Origin of the sequence: Halobacillus seohaensis (assembly GCF_042663045.1) — a bacterium.
GTDB lineage: Bacteria > Bacillota > Bacilli > Bacillales > Halobacillaceae > Halobacillus_A > Halobacillus_A seohaensis.
The window spans coordinates 109,465-127,045 of sequence record NZ_JBHSZV010000010.1 but is presented as its reverse complement, the minus strand read 5'-3'; the positions used below and the strand labels follow the sequence as shown (position 1 = coordinate 127,045).

Here is a 17,581-nt window from a genome sequence, read left to right as displayed (position 1 = left end):
AATTTATTTAAATACCATATCCAAGTAACCCTTTTTTCAAGGCATAATCTACAAGTTCAGGGCGTGTTCTCATTTGCAATTTTTCCATGAGGTTACTCTTATGGGTTTCGACGGTTTTAACGCTAATGATCAACTTTTCCCCGATTTCTCTATTGGCGTATCCCTTAGCTATCAAAGTTAAAATTTCTTTTTCTCGTTCGGATAGTATTTCGAACAGGTCTGAACCATTATTCTTTACACTTCCTAAGTACTCTTCCATTAACTTTTTCGTCGCTGAAGGGTGTAAGTAAGCATTTCCCGTGCTAACAGACTGGATAGCACTTATAAGTTCGCTATGGGGGGCGCTTTTTAATACGCACCCTGAAGCGCCTGTTTGGATTGCGCGAAATAAATACTCTTCATCATCATGCATGGTAAGAATGAGAATGAATGTTTCAGGTAAAAGTTTTTTCAATTCAGAGGTAGCCGTCAAACCATCTTTCCCATGAGGCATACTTAAATCCATTAAGATGACATCTGGTTGCAATTGTTGTGCTTTTTCAATAGCCTCCTCACCTTCAGAGGCTTCTCCCACGACTACCATGTTTTCTTGGGAATCTAATAATAAATTCAGCCCCATACGAACGACGGCGTGATCATCTACTAAAAGAACTTTAATCAATGAAAACACTCCCATTCCTAAAAAATCAGTACGCTACTTCTATTCATTTCCAGCGGATGCTTTCGCGTTGTCGCTTGTTACATCACTAAAGAAGCCTGCGTATTGTGTGACTTCACCTGCATCATCTTTAATGGCATGAATGGTAAGCCATTCTAAATAATAGTCGCCTTGTTTTCTTTTATTCCAAATTTCACCTTGCCAAAAACCTTTTTCTTTTAAAGACTGCCACATTTGATCATAAAATTCTTTTGATTGTTTCCCTGATTTTAACATACTAGGATTATTACCTATAGCTTCTTTTAAAGGGAATCCGGTAAGCTCAGAGAATGCTGGATTGACAGATATTATCTTTCCGCGGTTATTGGTAACCATAATGCCTAACGGTGTAGTCTTCATTAATTTACTAGCTATTGAGATTTTACTATGGAAATACATCCAAAGCACAATAATGAAACTTGCTAAGGCTACTTGTGAGAGTGCCATAAAACCAATCGCATAGTGACCATTGATTTGATAAAGAAGAGTCAAAATTAACGGTGGGAAGAAACCTCCTAAACCCCCAACAGCAGCGACAACTCCATTGACGATACCTGATTGTTTTTGAAAATAGGTAGGAACAAGTTTAAAGACGACTCCGTTACCAACCCCTGCACATACAGCTATTACTAAACATCCAGTAGCGTACAAATGAATCGATGGAGCAAACGATAATAACATGGCTGCAAAGGTGAATCCTCCAAACACATACATTAATAGAACGAGAGGATTAAAGGTATCAGCGAGCCAGCCACCAACAGGTCGGGCAAATGTGGCTATCGCAATGAAACCAGCCGTTCTCAACCCTGCATCAACTTTATCCAATTCAAAATTGTTCACTAAAAAATTAGGAAGATAAACAGTGAAAGCTACAAATGATCCAAATGTAATAAAGTAGAATAAACAGAGTACCCAAAGTTTTTCGTTACGGTAGACACTCTTCCACTGTTGAATAATCGGTGTTTTTTCTTTTGTTTCTTTCTTGTCTCCTAAGAAAAAGTTAGCCATAATAAACAGCGCTAAGATTCCGAGGTAAAGCTGAACGGTAAACGTCCATCCCCAATTAGTGGCAATAACCGGGGCCATAAATGCTGTTAAAGCAGTTCCGATATTACCCGCTCCATAAATACCATTAACGACTCCGTGTCGTTCTTTTGGATAATACTTAGGCAAGGATGTTACGCCTACAGAAAATACAGCTCCTCCTATCCCAATTAAAAATCCCCCAATGAGTAGATCAGCAAATGAGTCGGCAATGCTTATTAAAAAGACAGGGAATAATAATAAGATGAAACTGCATATAAAAAGTATCCTTGAGCCAAATAGATTCGTAAAGTATCCGATCGGAATACGTAAAATGGAACCAAGGATGACTGGAATGGTAGTTAGCCAGGCTATTTGATTAGATGTTACCGCAATATCCTCAGTGATAAATGGCATAAGTGACGAAATCAGAACCCAAACCATAAATCCGACGACAAGGTTTAAGGTTTGTAAAGGGAGTTGTGCTTTTTTATTCATCATGTAAGTTCCTTCTTTTTATGACATAATTCAAACCGCTTGATTGATCGTAGGCGCTCCATTCATTTTGATCGCGGTTTACTTTGCTTGTTAAAGGGATCGCAATAAATGTTTGTTCGTCAAAATGGATGCGCAAGTGGGTGTGGTCAGGACAGAAACAAGTTTTCACCAGTGTTTTTTGAAGCCACGGCGGATGGTCTTCATCATCATTTCCAAAAATACCAACCTGAATATCGGTGGATAAGTAGGGGTTTAGATCTTCGATGTTAACGGTCCCCACAAGTCGCACACCCTTTCGTTGCTGGATGGATTTGAAAGTGATACCCCTGCAAAACTTTCCAGAAGGATTCGTCCGCATGGTCTTCAAGGTATTCTTCGACTTCACCTTCTGAACCAAAGCGACTCATTCCTTTTACTTCAGCTACTATAATTTCTAATCCTCTTTCTACTCTTGCATCTAGGTACCAGTGAAGCCGTTGACCTTTAAACAAATTGGTGAAAATTTCGTTAATTTCTTTGGAGAATCCACCAGATCCCTCACGTATAAAGCAAAAATCAAGAAACGTTTCATTTTTCATGGGGTTGTCTTCCTCCTTTTTTGACTTCCCGTTTATAAATCACAATGGATAGAGGGAAAAGAATGAGGTTTAATGCAACATAAACGAGTGTAGCCGCATAGTTTTCATAAAAGTATTGATGGACAGCGAGCTGCATAAAGATAATATTTAACAATAAGGTCACACAAAGTGCGATGACACCAACGTAACTACGCCTCATAGCGTTTCACTCCAACAGCGTAAACCGCTCCATCTTTAATTTGCACTTTGATTTCAGGAAGAGGACGTCTTGGCGGCCCTGCTGTGGGTGCACCTGTAGTTGCGTCAAATTTTCCATGATGGCACGGACAGATCATTTCCCTTTCTTTCTTCTCCCAGAAAACAGGGCATTGCAAGTGGGTACAAGCATTCTGGTAGGCGACATAGTTTTTATCACTGAGTCTAATTAACAACGCACTATCATGGTCACTAGGATAGTCAAATTCAACCGAGTCCCCTATAGGGATATCCTTTACGTCAGCTATTTTGTGATGAGGATATTCTTTTTCACTTAGTCCCATTAATTCTTTAGCAGCTACTGCACCCCAAGGCATGGAAGCAACAGCAAACACTCCTGCTGCTCCGACGAGTGTTTTCATAAAACCTCTGCGATCCAGCATACGTTCGTCGTTTCGATTAATATTATGTGTGTAATTATCTTCGTTAAATGGTCTTTGATCGTTATGGTTTCCCATCTTTCATCCTCCTTAGAACAGTTTTTCTGTTCCTTGTAAAATACCGGGCAAATTTACTTTTACCTGGGTTTTGCCTTCGAGTGGCATGCTCGTTACCCATTTATCATTATCAAGATTATATTGTTTTTCTTTTCTCTCAATTTCCTCTTCGGTTAGCCACTGCAAGGTATTTGAAGGACATACACTTGCACACATGGGAGGAATATCGTCTTTTGTTCGGTCAATACAGAGGTCGCACTTGTACATGAGGTTTTGCTCTGTATCGAATTTAGGAATCCCATAAGGGCAAGCAATCGTACAGTTTTGGCAGCCAATACATTTCTCAACAAGGGCAGATAAAACGGCACCCGTTTCGTGAATTTGAATTGCCTGAGCCGGACAACTGCGGGCACAAGCGGGATTCTCACAATGTAAGCACATTAATGGCATTGTTTGGCGATCAACGAGTGGATTGACATCATATACATAATTACGGTTTCGCTCCTCATGTCCGCCGCATTGCGTACAAGCAGCTAGGCAGGAACGACATCCAATACAATTCTCAAGTTCTATATATAGTCTTTTTTTCATTTAGACACCTTCTCACTATCTAGTTTCTCAATCTGAGCGGCACACGCTTTAAATTCTGGCATCTTAGAAATTGGATCAAGCGCAGGAATAGTTAATAGATTAATAGATTCCTCATGTCCAAAATGATAGGGAACAAAAACTGTATCTTCACGAATCGCTTCCGTAACTTTCACTTGAAAAATAGCTTTACCACGTCTAGTAAAAAGTTGAATGTTCTCCTCATGGTCAATGTGATACTTTTCAGCTGTTCGAGGGTGAACTTCAACATAAGGATCTGGACACATGTCGTTCAAGAATTTTATTCTTCTCGTCTGATTACCAGATAAGTAATGGTAAACAACTCGACCTGTCGTTAGTCGTAACGGATACTTTTCACATGGCTCTTCAGCAGGGGGACGATAGGGAAGAGCACAAATCTTTGCTTTGCCATCTGGATGGTAAAACTTTTTATCAAGAAACATATGTGGCGTTCCCTTATCTTCTTCATCTTTACAAGGCCAAAACACACCATCTTGTTTATCGATCTTATCCCAAGTAGCGCCATAGTAATCGGCATAGCCACCTTTAGAAGCTAAGCGGAATTCTTCAGCCACATCTTTAGCCGTGTTTAGATGAGAGAAACATTTCCCTTTTCCAAGTCTTTCAGCAAGCTCTACTTGCATTTGCCAATCTGGTTTAGTTTCACCGATCGGCTCTTGCGCTTTGTTAATTTTAATAATTCGACCTTCAAGATTCGTGACAGTACCCTCATCTTCTGACCAGGTGACAGAAGGTAAAATGACGTCAGCATATTCTGCAGACTCTGATAAATAGAAATCACCACAAACCATGAAATCAAGATTTTTCAGTGCTTTTCTTACAAAATTAAGATTAGGTGCTGAAACTGCTGGGTTGGAACAAAGTAAATAGAGACCTCGAATGGTTTTCTCGTTCATAAGTTCAAACATTTCGTAAGCTGATACACCAGGTTTTGGCATTTCTTCTGGGGTGATTCCCCACACATCACATACTTCTTGAACATGTTTAGGATTGGTCAATTTTCGATAGCCTGGAAGTAGGTCGGATTTTTGTCCGTGTTCACGACCTCCCTGGCCATTGCCCTGCCCGGTAAACGTTGCTACTCCCGATTTTGGACGGCCAATTTTACCAGTGAGCAGGGCCATATTAGTGTAAGCTGATACATTATCTACACCTTTATGTTGCTGCTCAATTCCACGAGCAAACATCACGATGGCATTCGGTGCTTTACCGTAAATTTCAGCGGCTCGCCTTATTTTGTCTGCAGAGACACCAGTGATTTCGCTCGTATAAGCTGGTGTGAACTGGCTGACGAGGTCTTTTGTCTCTTCAAAACCATTTGTATGGTCATTGATAAATGATTCATCAGCGTATCCACCCTCTATTAAAAGGTTTAATATGCCGTTAGCTAAAGCAAGGTCGGTGCCAGGCTTTAAATCCAAGTGTAAATCAGCTCTGCGGGCAATCGGTGTTTCTCGCGGATCAACTACGATTATGTAGCCGCCTCTTTCTTGAACAGCCCATACGCGAAACATCGAGGTCGGGTGGCATTCCGCCGTGTTACTACCGGCAATGAATAAACAGTCTGTTTCATGAATATCAGTCCACGGCAAAGTGGAACCGCGGTCAACACCAAATGATCTTAAAAAACCTCCGGCAGCACTCGACATACAGAAGCGGCCATTATAATCAATATATCTCGTTCCTAAGGCAACTCGAGCAAATTTTCCTGTTAAGTAACATTTTTCATTGGTCATGGAAACACCGCTGAATACGGATAAGGTATCTTTTCCATAGTCTGTTTGAAGTTCTTTAAACTTGCGGGCAATTAAATCATAAGCTTCCTCCCAGCTTGCCTCGCGAAATCCTTCTTTCGTTCCTTTAAGAGAAGCGTCATCTCGAATGAGCGGACGTAAGATACGATCTTCATGATTGGTTTGTTGATAGGCAGTTACCCCTTTTGGACACATTTTCCCTAATGTGACAGGCCAATCATAACGGGGCTCGACCCCGATGATTTTGTTTGATGATGTGTTCACTCTTAAATTCATTCCACACTGCATCCCACAATAACTACAGTGTGTTTTAACCAATTTTTCATTTGGGTGACGTACATTGTCGATTTCTCGGAAAAATTTATCCTTTTGCATCTTGATTAACCTCCTTATGGTTGACTGTGTGAGTAGGCACACCTGAAAAACGGGACATTCGATACTTTCGACGGCAAGGAAGACATAATTCTGCTAGATTGAATCCTTCTTTCATTTCAAAGTGGATGGAATTTTCATGCAAAATTTCCCTAACATCTTCTGACTGCTCCATTGACACGAATTCAGTGGAACAGTTTTTACATTTTTTCATAGATTGTTCGCTGTAATGCTCACGGTAATTCTTAGCAAAGACACTAAGTGGTCGAAAAGGAATATGTGCAAGTTTTCCAAAGGGTAAATAAATCAGTGTAATAATTACCGAGTATTGATGAATGATCGACATCACATAATGGCCCTGTCCATGGAGAAATACATTCATGAAGGTTAGAATTAAGCCCGTTACGCTAATAAATAACAGAAGATAAAGCGGCATAAAATCATAAATGAATTTTTGTTCGGCTCTTGCCTGCATATGTTTTAAGCGACGGTACAAGGCCATACAAACACCGATAATCACTGCAATGGCTGTGAAGTTCAGAGCGTTATAAAAAAAGAAAGCAATGAATCCATCTGCTTGAACACGCATAACATCTAATCCAAAAGCGACAACCGTATAATAGCCATTTTCCTCCATCGTGAAATACATCCAGCCAAACACAAGAGGAAAGGTGACAAAGCAGGAAAGAATGACGCCCCACCCAATTAAGAGATGCTGTGTCCATCGGTAAATTCCCCGATCCCAAATAAATGAATAGGTCGCTAAATGGTTTGCCGAAGTCTTTGGTGTTGATTTACGGAATAGTAGCTTGATTCCTTTTTTAATGAAAATTTTTGTAGGCGGCCGTTCCCCCCAAGCGATAAATCGGTAGAAGAACCCACCAATAAAAACAAATGTACCCACCATATATCCGTAAAGATTTAAGTCAATGTGTGTGAACATGCGAGTTCCGATATAACTAAGAATGATGAGAAAGCTGACCGTGATAAACATTGACTTTGCAAATTTGGATGCAAATGCACGGTTATTCGAACGGGTTTCTTTAACAGTTTGATGAACGTAAGAGTGCGTCATAGGCAGTAACCTTCCTTACTAAACGTTTTTTTGATTTGCTCTAAATTAAGTATAGGTAAGATTACTTGATTTCGTAATCAGGGAACTTCCTGATTATGAGGAGTGAAAACCCCTATTGTTTGTTTGAGAGGGTATGGTATATAGTAGTGACAATTAAAAGGAGGGCAAATTAATGAAACGACATGAAGCGTTACATCCGTTATCTCATCACCATCACCATGCTCTTGTAGTCGCTCAGCAATTGAAGAAAACGGATGAGCATGCTAACAAACAAGAACAAAGAAGAAGTGTCATCAATTTTTGGCAAAAGGATGGTGCGATACACTTTCGCGATGAGGAAGAAGTATTGCTTCCCTTATATGCGCAATATGCGTCCGTCGATCAAGAACCTATTAAGCAGATGCTTATGGAACATGTGCAGATCCGAGCATTAATTGCCCGAATTAGAACAGAGCAACGTTTATCAGTAGAACAATTTCAAAACTTAGGAGAGTTACTCGATAATCATGTACGCTTAGAAGAACGAGTAATATTTCCGATGATTCAGGAGGCAGTGCCAGAAAATCTCCTTTATCTAGCAAATGGTCAGTTTCATAGAGATTCATATAGTGGCATGTAAGTTCCGCTATTATAAACACTAAGGGGATAGTCAAAAGACTATCCCCTTAGTGTTTAATAGCAGATATCATTATAAGAAAATGCCTACCTTTTTTCCTCTTAAAAATAGTCGTATAATCAAGGGATGGATTAAAATGTTGTTTTGACGGGGGAAGCAAAGGAGAGAGTGGTTTGGGTACAGTTTTTATCTTTATATTGATTATTTTAGTAGCATCTATATTACAAACGAGCACAGGATTTGGCTTCTCTATTTTGGCGACACCGTTTTTATTGTTAATTTTTGAACCGAAAGAAGCCATTCAGATCAATTTAATCTTATCCCTCGTTATTTCTCTTGCTCTCATTGTGAAAATTCGAAGCGATATCGATGGAGGGGTTGTTCGACGGTTTATTTGGGGTAGTCTTCCAGGGTTATTGTTAGGGATAGGGATTTTTGTTCTGTTAAAAATTAACCTTTTAAAAGTAACGGTGAGTCTCGTTATTTTGCTGCTTACAATTCTGTTGATCTTGAATTTTAGAATCCGAAAATCTAAAACTCGAGATGGGATAACGGGAGGATTAGCGGGTACTTTAACGACAAGTATCGGCATGCCTGGTCCGCCTTTGTTGCTTTATTTTTCAGGGACCAATTCTACAAAAGAAAGACTGCGTGCAACGACGTTAGCCTTTTATTTATTTATCTATTTGGCTAGTTTACTTGTTCAAGTAAGTGTAGCTGGCACCAATGCAATCATTTGGACGTCCAGTTTATATGCCTTACCCATTGTGGCTGTTGGTTTATTCTTAGGTCAGCTTTTATTTAATGTGATCAACCAGAAAATGTTCCGGATTTTCACGTATGTTCTTTTGCTGTTTACTAGCATATATTTGTTGTTGGAAAGTTTAAATTGAATTGTGTGGTACCAGGTACCACACAATTCTTCTTTAACATCAACATGCTGACTGTGATTCTCCGCCCGTAATATGGGAAAGGAGCTCCGCAGAAAGTGAATCATTCCTCAAAGCCCCTTTCTCGTTTTCTAATAACGGAAATATAATTCCTATTCTATATAGTCTTTATTTATTGTTCAAAATTTCATCTTTTAGAATTCTATCTAAAATAATTAAAAAACATCATATTTCAGACCACAATTCATTGGGAAAATATGCGCTTTTATCGCTCAATTCGGTAAATGAAGCGCTGTCATCCATAAAGCGACAAAAACATACAAAGTTTTTAGAAGATTTTGTAAAAAACTAATTGTAATCGGTTCCGTAACATTTTATGCTTAGTAGTAAGAAGAAACATTAGGGGGTGATGGCGTGTTAGAAGAAGCAACTATCGAACACGATTTATATTTATTTCATCAAGGAAATCTAAGGTACAGCTATCAGCTTCTTGGAGCTCATCCAGATATAAAAGAAGGTAAAGAGGGCTATCGATTCATGCTTTGGGCTCCAAATGCCCAGGGAGTGAATATTGTTGGGGATTTTAACAATTGGGATGGACGAGAACACCCGATGGAAAAATTAACTGAAAATGGAATTTGGTATGGTTTTATACCGGCACTAACAGAAGGTACGATCTATAAGTACGAAATTTTAACACCACATGGGCACTTAAGATTGAAAGCAGATCCTTATGGCTTTTCAAGTGAATTACGCCCAAACACAGCCTCCGTGACTTATCCTCTTAATAAATATTCATGGAATGATGAGCAATGGATGAAGCGTCGTGAGAAGTTGAATATCTATGAAACTCCTGTTTCAATTTATGAACTTCATTTAGGGTCATGGAAAAATATCGAGTTGGAAGTGTATTATACGTACCGCGAATATGCAGATATGGTTATACCTCATGTGAAAGAATTAGGTTATTCACATATTGAACTTTTACCTATTACAGAACATCCTTTTGACCGATCGTGGGGGTATCAAACCACTGGTTACTTTGCAGCGACTTCACGTTATGGTACGCCAGATGATTTTCGTTATTTTGTAGACCAATGCCACCAAAATGGGATTGGGGTCATTCTTGACTGGGTTCCTGCTCACTTCTGTAAAGATGAACACGGACTGCGTAGATTTGATGGGGAAGCATTGTACGAATATCAGGACACACTTAAAGCTGATAAACCTCAATGGGGAACCCTCACGTTTGATTTTGGTAGAAAAGAGGTTCAAAGTTTCTTAATCTCTAACGCTATTTTTTGGTTGAAGGAATTCCACTTAGATGGACTTAGAGTTGATGCCGTAGCCAGCATGCTTTATTTGGATTTCGGTAAAGAAGAGGGGCAATGGGAATTAAATGAGTATGGAGGAAGGGAAAATCTCGAAGCAGTAGAGTTTGTTAAAAAAATGAACGAAGCCATTTTTGAAGAAGATCCTCACGTGTTAATGATGGCAGAGGAATCTACTTCTTGGCCGTTAGTCAGTGCTCCAACTTATATTGGCGGCCTCGGCTTTAACTATAAATGGAATATGGGTTGGATGAACGACATGCTGGAGTATATAGAAATGGATCCAATCCACCGTAAGCACCATCATCACCTCATTACATTTTCCTTGTTTTACGCATTTTCGGAAAACTTTGTTTTGCCTATCTCTCATGATGAGGTCGTTCATGGAAAGAAGTCTCTGCTTAACAAAATGCCGGGTGATTATTGGCAGAAATTCGCAAATCTGCGAGCTTTCTTAGCTTTTATGTATGCACACCCAGGTAAAAAATTATTAATGATGGGTACTGAGTTTGGTCAGTTCGATGAATGGAAGGATCTAGAAGACTTAGATTGGGAGTTATTAGAATATGATTCTCATGCTTCTACTTTAGCGTATTTCAAGCAACTCCAACAATTATATAATGATATGCCAGCACTATGGGAACTTGATCATGAAGAAGAAGGGTTTTTCTGGATCGATGCAAATAATTACGAGCAAAGTATCGTGTCCTTCGCAAGAAATAGTCGAAAATCAAATGATCAACTTATCGTAGTTTGTAATTTCACCCCGGAAGTTTACCACAATTATAGGGTAGGCGTACCAGAAGAAGGGACGTATCAAGAAATTTTCACAAGTGATGCTACTCACTTTGGTGGATCAGGTCAGACGAATGCACTCGATCTTCATTCTATATCTGAACCATGGCAAAGTCAGGGGCAACATATTCAAATGACCATTCCACCACTAGCTGTAAGTTTTCTAAAAAGAACTTCTTCACCAAAGGAGGAGAAATAATGAAGGGTAAAGAATGTGTAGCCATGCTTCTTGCAGGAGGTCAAGGCACAAGGCTTAAATCATTGACGAAGAAGATCGCTAAGCCTGCGGTTTATTTCGGAGGTAAGTATCGAATTATAGATTTTCCATTAAGTAATTGTAGCAATTCCGGAATTGACACAGTTGGGGTTCTTACACAGTATGAGCCCTTGATTTTGAATAATTATATTGGAATAGGTTCTTCGTGGGATTTGGATAGAAGCTTTGGAGGGGTGTCTGTATTACCACCATACGTGCAAGCAGATGGTGGTGGATGGTACACAGGGACTGCTAATGCGATCTATCGTAACCTGGAATTTTTAAACAACTATGATCCTGAACATGTAATGATTTTGTCTGGGGATCACATTTACAAAATGGACTATAGCGAAATGCTTGATGATCACATTGCTACACAAGCAGACGCAACGATTTCTGTTATTGAAGTTCCGTGGCAAGAAGCAAGTCGTTTTGGAATTATGAATACTGACGATGAGGGACGAATCATTGAGTTTGATGAAAAGCCGGAGTTTCCATTAAGCAATCTCGCTTCTATGGGAGTATATATCTTCAAGTGGGAGGTTTTAAAAAGGTATTTAATGGACGATGAAGAGAAGCCAGGTTCCTCTCATGACTTTGGTAAAGATATTATTCCTGCTCTGCTTTATGATCATAAAAAATTAAATGCCTATACGTTTGATGGATATTGGAAAGACGTGGGGACGGTTGACAGTCTATGGGAAGCTAATATGGATCTGTTAAAAGAAGAACCAGAACTTAATTTAAGTGAAAACTCCTGGCGTATTTATTCCAAAAATCCAAATCAGCCAGCCCAATATATTGCTCCTTCCTCTACGGTGAAAAATGCTCTGATAAATGAAGGGTGCCGTATTTACGGAACGGTAAATACTTCAGTTATTTTCTACGGTGTGCACGTTAAACGGAACTCCGTGGTCAAAGATTCTGTCATCATGCCCAATGTTGTAATTGGTGAAAATGCAAAAATTAACCGTGCGATTATTGCAGAGGGGAGCATCATTGAAGACAATGCCGTTATTGGTGATCCTAACCCGAAAAGCCCCATCACCTTAATAGCGGATGAAGGAAGTGTGATGGCATCAAGCTATGCCACGATTATAAAATAAGAGGTGACGTTATGGATCGTATCGCTGGAATTATAAATTTGGACCATGAACAGGATTTTCTTGAAGAATTGACTTACTTTAGATGTGGAGCCGCCGTTCCTTATGCTGGTCGTTATCGGATGATCGATTTCACCATCTCTAATATGACAAACTCCCGTATTGATTCCATTGCGGTATTTGCTCGTCGCAAGTACCGCTCCCTGATGGATCATTTAGAGCAAGGGAAGGCATGGGACTTAGATCGCAACCGTGGGGGACTGTTCATTTTACCTCCCGATTGGAATGATCCCACAGACTTATCACGTGGAGATTTGCAACATTTCCACAATAACATTGATTTTATTAGACGTACCCTAGCCGATTATATTGTTGTATCAGGTTCACAAAGTATTTGCAATATTAACTACCTCGAAGTTCTGGAGGCCCACAAGAAGTCTGGAGCAGATGTAACGGTTGTTTATAAAAAAATAAGAGACCTTCAACCCGAGCATAATCTCGCACATAAACTGACGATTGACGATAGTGACCGAGTAATGGCGATTCACAATGATCAGAAAAGTTCAAATGTATATATGGATATGTACATTATCGAAAAAGATTATCTTTATTATCTAGTTGAGAACTGCATTGCACATAATTGTTCTCACCTGTTCCTGGATGGCATTAAAGGAAGACTTCCGGAAATTCACATTAACGCTTATGAATACCAAGGGAGTCATGCTTTAATAAATTCGGTGGAAAGCTATTATCGTAACAGTAGAAAACTGCTAAATGAATCAGCACATGATGAATTGTTTAAAGAAGACTCACCCATTTTTACTAAAATAAAAAACGAGCCACCCTCTAAATATGAAGGATTATCAGATGTATCGAATACGCTTGTAGCTAATGGTTGTATCGTGAGCGGACATGTTGAAGATAGTATACTTTTTCGGGGAGTAAGGGTTGGTAAAGGTGCCATTATCAAGAACTCAATCATCATGCAAAGGTGTGATATCGAGGAGAATGCTGTACTTGAGAATGTGATTTTAGATAAAGATTGTAAGATTTCGAACGGACGTACACTTATAGGTGCTCCTGAAAAACCTTTTGTCGTTGCTAAACGGAAAACGATGTAAATAAGATAAAAGGGGCTGTCTGAACGTACGTTTCCGACAGCCCTTTTTGGTTATTTTTTTAAAATTATTAAAAATCGAAGTGAAAATAAGAGTAGTGAATGGATCAACTTATCCGTCAATGCAAGAAATACTTACGTCACCCACTTTGGACTTAACTAACCATGTCGGGGAAGAAGAATGTCCCTCTAAGAATAGAATTTCACTTTCTGCTTTCAATGAACATAAGGAGATGAGAAAGAATGAATGTGTTGATGATTGGTTCAGAATGCGCACCGTTTGTTAAAACAGGTGGCCTTGCGGATGTATTAGGATCCTTGCCACAGGCGTTAAGAGAAGAAGGACATGATGTTAGAATTGTGCTCCCTAAATATGAAGATATGAGCGATGAATGGAAGATGCAGCTAACGACCTCGCAAACTTTTAATATTGAAATGGGTTGGAGAAATCAGTACGCGGGGATTGAGTTTATTGAGTATGATGGTATTATTGTATATTTTATAGATAACGAATATTATTTTAAGCGTTCTAATTTATATGGTTATGACGATGAGGCAGAAAGGTTTGTCTTCTTTAATAAGGCTATTATGGAAATGATCAGAAAAATGGAGTGGAAACCAGATGTATTGCACTGCCATGACTGGCAATCTGGTCTAATTCCTGTCTTGTTGCATACTCATTATGGCAATGATCCGTATTTTCATGATATGAAAACTGTTTTTACGATTCACAATTTAAAATACCAAGGTGTTTATCCGGATGCTGTATTATATGATTTGCTCGGGCTTGACGAGCATATGATGACTACAGGTGGTCTTGAGTTTTTCGGCAACATTAATTTTATGAAAGCCGCTTTGAATTTTGCCGATCATATTACAACGGTAAGCGAAACGTACGCTAAAGAGATTCAAACTCCATATTATGGGGAAAACCTAGATGGAGTCCTTCGAGAGCGTTCAAGAAAAATATCAGGTATTGTCAATGGGATCGATGTGCAAGCGTATAATCCATTAAAGGATCAATCACTTGCTTTTCCTTATCGAAGTTCACTCATGAAAAAAGCGCAAAATAAAATGTGGCTTCAGGAAGAACTAGGATTACCTGTTAATAAAGATATCCCGATGATTGGAATCGTTTCCCGTCTCGTTGAGCAAAAAGGTTTTGATTTAGTTGGGAGAATTATTGATGAACTACTGGATCAGGAAGACTTACAGCTTGTTGTACTAGGAACAGGAGAATACGAGTATGAACAGATGATTCAATGGGCACAATCGAAGTATCCGAAGAAGTTGTCCGCGAATATTATGTTCAGTGAACCTCTTTCTCGTCAAGTGTACGCCGCAAGTGACTTCTTCTTAATGCCTTCGCGATTTGAGCCTTGTGGAATTGGACAGTTAATAGCGCTTCGTTATTTAACTGCACCGATCGTTCGTGAGACAGGTGGTTTAGCTGATACTGTACAGCCATTTAGTGAAAAAACTGGAGAAGGTAACGGATTTACGTTTACTAATTATAACGCCCACGACATGTTGTTTACAATTCGCAGAGCCATTGAAACTTACAATGATTCAGAGGCCTGGAAACAGCTTGTAAAGAATATGGTGCAGAGTCAGTTTCCATGGAAATACTCCGCCAATCAATATAGTGAATTGTATGAAGCAACCTTAGAGTAGTGAGGCGCAAATGGGAGGATACCCTATGTTTAGCGATAAAGAAGAATTCAAACGGGCATTTTCTGAGAAACTAGAAGCAATCCAGGGAAAGAAAATGGAATCAGCTACTGATGTTGATGCCTATCGAGCACTAGGATCGCTTATGCGAGAGGAAATCAATAGGAATTGGTCACAGACAAATAAACATTATATGGACAGCAAAGAGAAACAAGTCTATTACTTTTCTATGGAATTCCTTATGGGTCGTCTACTAGGAAATAATCTATTAAACATGCAATTACTTACGGTAATTAAGAATGGATTAGATGAACTAGGCTTTTCTCTATCTGAAATTGAAGAGGAGGAGAGTGACGCCGGTCTTGGTAATGGTGGTCTTGGTCGATTGGCTGCTTGTTTTTTAGATTCACTAGCTTCTTTAGGCTACGCTGGGCACGGGTATGGCATTCGCTATAAATACGGGATGTTTGATCAGCGAATTATCGATGGCTATCAAGTTGAATTACCCGACCAATGGTTATCAAGAGAATTTGTTTGGGAAGTTCGCAGACCTGATGAAGCCATTGAAGTTCGTTTCGGTGGAAAAGTAGAAATGGTTAACCATAAAGGAGTACCGCTTAAATGTAAACATTTTGATTATGAACAGGTACGAGCGATTCCTTATGATGTTCCTATAGTTGGGTATGAAAATGAGACTGTCAATACGCTTCGTTTATGGTCAGCAGAGTCCAATGATGATGATACCTTAAAAAAAGCGTCACACCAATCAGGTTCCGATAGTTTCTTGGAACATAAACGATCATTAGAAGAGATTTCTGAATTCCTTTATCCAGACGATTCACATGAAGAAGGAAGACGACTTCGACTGAAACAAGAATACTTTCTCGTATCAGCTGGAGTTCAAAGTGCGGTACGTAACTTCGAACGATTAGAATTGCCGTTGGCGTTGTTTCCGGAACATGCGGCACTGCATATTAATGATACACACCCTGCTCTAGTTATTCCTGAGTTAATGCGTGTGTTAATGGATGAAAAAGGGCTAGGGTGGGAAGAAGCGTGGAGGATTACTCAATCTTCCGTGTCTTATACAAACCATACTACACTCAGTGAGGCGCTCGAAACTTGGCCGGTAGGATTGGTACGAACGCTTTTGCCAAGAATATTTATGATTATAAATGAAATTAATGAGCGCTTTTGTCAAACACTCTGGGAAAAACACCCAGGGGAATTTGATCGTATTGCCAGCCTGGCCATCGTCGCTGACGGTGTTGTGAAGATGGCTCATTTATCGATCGTCGGCAGTCATAGCATTAATGGAGTCGCCAAGTTACACACTGATATCTTAAAAGAACGAGAAATGAAAATATTCTACGATACCTTTCCAGAACGTTTTAATAACAAAACGAACGGCATTACCCATAGACGTTGGTTGATGCATGCAAATAAGCCGCTTTCTCGCCTAATTAGTGAGTCAATTGGTGAACAGTGGATGCAAAAGCCAGATTATTTACAGGACCTGTTAAAAAATAAGAATGACAAATCTTTCTTACATCAATTGGGTAATATTAAGCAACAAAAGAAAGAAGAGTTGGCTGAATTTATTAGAGGTTATACCGGACTTGTAGTAGATCCATCTTCCATATTTGATGTGCACATTAAACGATTGCATGGATATAAGCGCCAGTTACTAAATGCTTTGCATATTATGCACTTATACAATGAATTAAAAGAAAACCCTAATTTCAATATGACGCCTCGTACGTTTATATTCGGGGCAAAGGCAGCACCTAGTTATCATTTTGCCAAAAGGGTCATTAAGTTGATTCATACCGTAGCAGACGTTGTAAATCGTGACCCTATGGTTAATGATCGAATGAAGGTTGTCTTTTTAGAGAATTACTCCGTTTCATTAGCAGAGCGAATTATCCCGGCAACAAATGTTAGTGAACAAATATCAACCGCAAGTAAAGAAGCATCAGGAACGGGAAATATGAAGTTCATGATGAATGGGGCGATCACTTTAGGGACGATGGATGGGGCAAATGTTGAAATTCATGATTTAGTTGGAGACGACTATATTTATGCCTTTGGATTAAGTTCTGATGAAGTTCTTGAATTCTATAGAAATGGCTCTTATTCATCTCGCCAAGTTTATAATGAAGATGATCGCGCTAGACATACGATTGATCAACTTATTCATAACAGCCCATTTTCTAAAGGGGAAATGGAGTTTCGGGATATTTATGATAATTTACTAATGTATAATGATGAATACTTTGTTCTGAAGGATTTTGCGAGTTATATAGATACTCAGTCTCAGATTAGTAAAGATTTTCTGGATGCGCACTTATGGAATAAGAAGAGCTTAGTTAATATTGCTCGTTCCGGAAAATTTTCAAGCGATCGAACCATTCAAGAATATGCCTCTGATATTTGGAAAATTCAGCCTTCTGGCATACTTAAATAATGGGGTGAAGGAGGAC

16 protein-coding genes are annotated in these 17,581 nt (G+C 39.3%); 7 read left to right on the top strand and 9 right to left on the bottom strand.

Translation table 11 applies throughout. The annotated features are described in order from the left end of the window. Nucleotides 1-7: 7 nt before the first annotated feature. From ACFQIC_RS03765 to ACFQIC_RS03725, 9 genes are read right to left on the bottom strand one after another with little or no spacing between them, the layout of a single operon-like run. Nucleotides 8-661 (bottom strand): response regulator, encoded by a 654-nt coding sequence (locus tag ACFQIC_RS03765; RefSeq protein WP_390216945.1) that lies wholly within the window; start codon nt 659-661, stop codon nt 8-10. 39 nt (nt 662-700) lie between these two features. Further along, the gene (locus ACFQIC_RS03760; RefSeq protein ID WP_390216952.1) at nt 701-2,218 is read right to left on the bottom strand and encodes a nitrate/nitrite transporter; all 1,518 of its coding nucleotides are present in this window, start codon (nt 2,216-2,218) and stop codon (nt 701-703) included. After that, nucleotides 2,211-2,498: a hypothetical protein gene (locus ACFQIC_RS03755; protein WP_204708671.1), complete on the bottom strand. Its 288-nt coding sequence runs from the start codon at nt 2,496-2,498 to the stop codon at nt 2,211-2,213. Before ACFQIC_RS03755 ends, ACFQIC_RS03760 begins: the two co-directional genes overlap by 8 nt. After that, on the bottom strand, nt 2,485-2,796 hold the full coding sequence (locus ACFQIC_RS03750; protein WP_204708672.1) for a hypothetical protein: 312 nt from the start codon (nt 2,794-2,796) through the stop codon (nt 2,485-2,487). The genes ACFQIC_RS03755 and ACFQIC_RS03750 overlap by 14 nt, the downstream gene beginning before the upstream one ends. After that, the gene (locus ACFQIC_RS03745) at nt 2,786-2,995 is read right to left on the bottom strand and encodes a hypothetical protein (RefSeq protein WP_204708673.1); all 210 of its coding nucleotides are present in this window, start codon (nt 2,993-2,995) and stop codon (nt 2,786-2,788) included. The genes ACFQIC_RS03750 and ACFQIC_RS03745 overlap by 11 nt, the downstream gene beginning before the upstream one ends. Beyond that, a complete protein-coding gene (locus ACFQIC_RS03740; RefSeq protein WP_204708674.1) occupies nt 2,985-3,509 on the bottom strand; it encodes a Rieske (2Fe-2S) protein in 525 nt (174 codons plus the stop codon). Before ACFQIC_RS03740 ends, ACFQIC_RS03745 begins: the two co-directional genes overlap by 11 nt. 12 nt (nt 3,510-3,521) lie before the next feature. Continuing rightward, on the bottom strand, nt 3,522-4,079 hold the full coding sequence (locus tag ACFQIC_RS03735) for a 4Fe-4S dicluster domain-containing protein (protein ID WP_204708675.1): 558 nt from the start codon (nt 4,077-4,079) through the stop codon (nt 3,522-3,524). Beyond that, nucleotides 4,076-6,247, bottom strand: a complete 2,172-nt coding sequence (locus ACFQIC_RS03730; RefSeq protein ID WP_204708676.1) for a molybdopterin oxidoreductase family protein — start codon at nt 6,245-6,247, stop codon at nt 4,076-4,078. The genes ACFQIC_RS03735 and ACFQIC_RS03730 overlap by 4 nt, the downstream gene beginning before the upstream one ends. Continuing rightward, entirely contained in the window at nt 6,234-7,319 is a 1,086-nt protein-coding gene (locus ACFQIC_RS03725) for a hypothetical protein (RefSeq protein WP_204708677.1), read from the bottom strand. Before ACFQIC_RS03725 ends, ACFQIC_RS03730 begins: the two co-directional genes overlap by 14 nt. Before the next feature lie 172 nt (nt 7,320-7,491). Between ACFQIC_RS03725 and ACFQIC_RS03720 the strand changes: the two genes are divergently transcribed. From ACFQIC_RS03720 to ACFQIC_RS03690, 7 genes are all read left to right on the top strand, one after another. Beyond that, nucleotides 7,492-7,938 carry a hemerythrin domain-containing protein gene (locus tag ACFQIC_RS03720; RefSeq protein ID WP_204708678.1) on the top strand — a complete coding sequence of 149 codons (447 nt, stop codon included), beginning with the start codon at nt 7,492-7,494 and terminating at the stop codon, nt 7,936-7,938. A gap of 170 nt (nt 7,939-8,108) precedes the next feature. After that, nucleotides 8,109-8,828, top strand: coding sequence for a sulfite exporter TauE/SafE family protein (locus ACFQIC_RS03715; protein ID WP_204708679.1), 720 nt, complete (start codon nt 8,109-8,111; stop codon nt 8,826-8,828). Nucleotides 8,829-9,239: 411 nt separating this feature from the next. Beyond that, entirely contained in the window at nt 9,240-11,150 is a 1,911-nt protein-coding gene (gene glgB / locus ACFQIC_RS03710) for a 1,4-alpha-glucan branching protein GlgB (protein WP_204708680.1), read from the top strand. Further along, entirely contained in the window at nt 11,150-12,313 is a 1,164-nt protein-coding gene (locus ACFQIC_RS03705; protein WP_390216944.1) for a glucose-1-phosphate adenylyltransferase, read from the top strand. Before glgB ends, ACFQIC_RS03705 begins: the two co-directional genes overlap by 1 nt. A gap of 11 nt (nt 12,314-12,324) precedes the next feature. After that, the gene (gene glgD, locus ACFQIC_RS03700) at nt 12,325-13,431 is read left to right on the top strand and encodes a glucose-1-phosphate adenylyltransferase subunit GlgD (protein WP_204708681.1); all 1,107 of its coding nucleotides are present in this window, start codon (nt 12,325-12,327) and stop codon (nt 13,429-13,431) included. Nucleotides 13,432-13,670: 239 nt separating this feature from the next. Beyond that, the gene (gene glgA / locus ACFQIC_RS03695; protein ID WP_204708682.1) at nt 13,671-15,101 is read left to right on the top strand and encodes a glycogen synthase GlgA; all 1,431 of its coding nucleotides are present in this window, start codon (nt 13,671-13,673) and stop codon (nt 15,099-15,101) included. A gap of 25 nt (nt 15,102-15,126) precedes the next feature. Further along, nucleotides 15,127-17,565 carry a glycogen/starch/alpha-glucan phosphorylase gene (locus ACFQIC_RS03690; protein WP_204708683.1) on the top strand — a complete coding sequence of 813 codons (2,439 nt, stop codon included), beginning with the start codon at nt 15,127-15,129 and terminating at the stop codon, nt 17,563-17,565. Nucleotides 17,566-17,581 lie beyond the last annotated feature (16 nt).

Excerpts from the sequence above, each read along its gene's own strand:
- ACFQIC_RS03760 (WP_390216952.1), bottom strand. The coding sequence starts at position 2,218 with ATGAATAAAAAAGCACAACTCCCTTTACAAACCTTAAACCTTGTCGTC.
- ACFQIC_RS03750 (WP_204708672.1), bottom strand. The coding sequence starts at position 2,796 with ATGAAAAATGAAACGTTTCTTGATTTTTGCTTTATACGTGAGGGATCT.
- ACFQIC_RS03745 (WP_204708673.1), bottom strand. The coding sequence starts at position 2,995 with ATGAGGCGTAGTTACGTTGGTGTCATCGCACTTTGTGTGACCTTATTG.
- ACFQIC_RS03740 (WP_204708674.1), bottom strand. The coding sequence starts at position 3,509 with ATGGGAAACCATAACGATCAAAGACCATTTAACGAAGATAATTACACA.
- ACFQIC_RS03735 (WP_204708675.1), bottom strand. The coding sequence starts at position 4,079 with ATGAAAAAAAGACTATATATAGAACTTGAGAATTGTATTGGATGTCGT.
- ACFQIC_RS03730 (WP_204708676.1), bottom strand. The coding sequence starts at position 6,247 with ATGCAAAAGGATAAATTTTTCCGAGAAATCGACAATGTACGTCACCCA.
- ACFQIC_RS03725 (WP_204708677.1), bottom strand. The coding sequence starts at position 7,319 with ATGACGCACTCTTACGTTCATCAAACTGTTAAAGAAACCCGTTCGAAT.
- ACFQIC_RS03720 (WP_204708678.1), top strand. The coding sequence starts at position 7,492 with ATGAAACGACATGAAGCGTTACATCCGTTATCTCATCACCATCACCAT.
- ACFQIC_RS03705 (WP_390216944.1), top strand. The coding sequence starts at position 11,150 with ATGAAGGGTAAAGAATGTGTAGCCATGCTTCTTGCAGGAGGTCAAGGC.
- glgD (WP_204708681.1), top strand. The coding sequence starts at position 12,325 with ATGGATCGTATCGCTGGAATTATAAATTTGGACCATGAACAGGATTTT.
- glgA (WP_204708682.1), top strand. The coding sequence starts at position 13,671 with ATGAATGTGTTGATGATTGGTTCAGAATGCGCACCGTTTGTTAAAACA.
- ACFQIC_RS03690 (WP_204708683.1), top strand. The coding sequence starts at position 15,127 with ATGTTTAGCGATAAAGAAGAATTCAAACGGGCATTTTCTGAGAAACTA.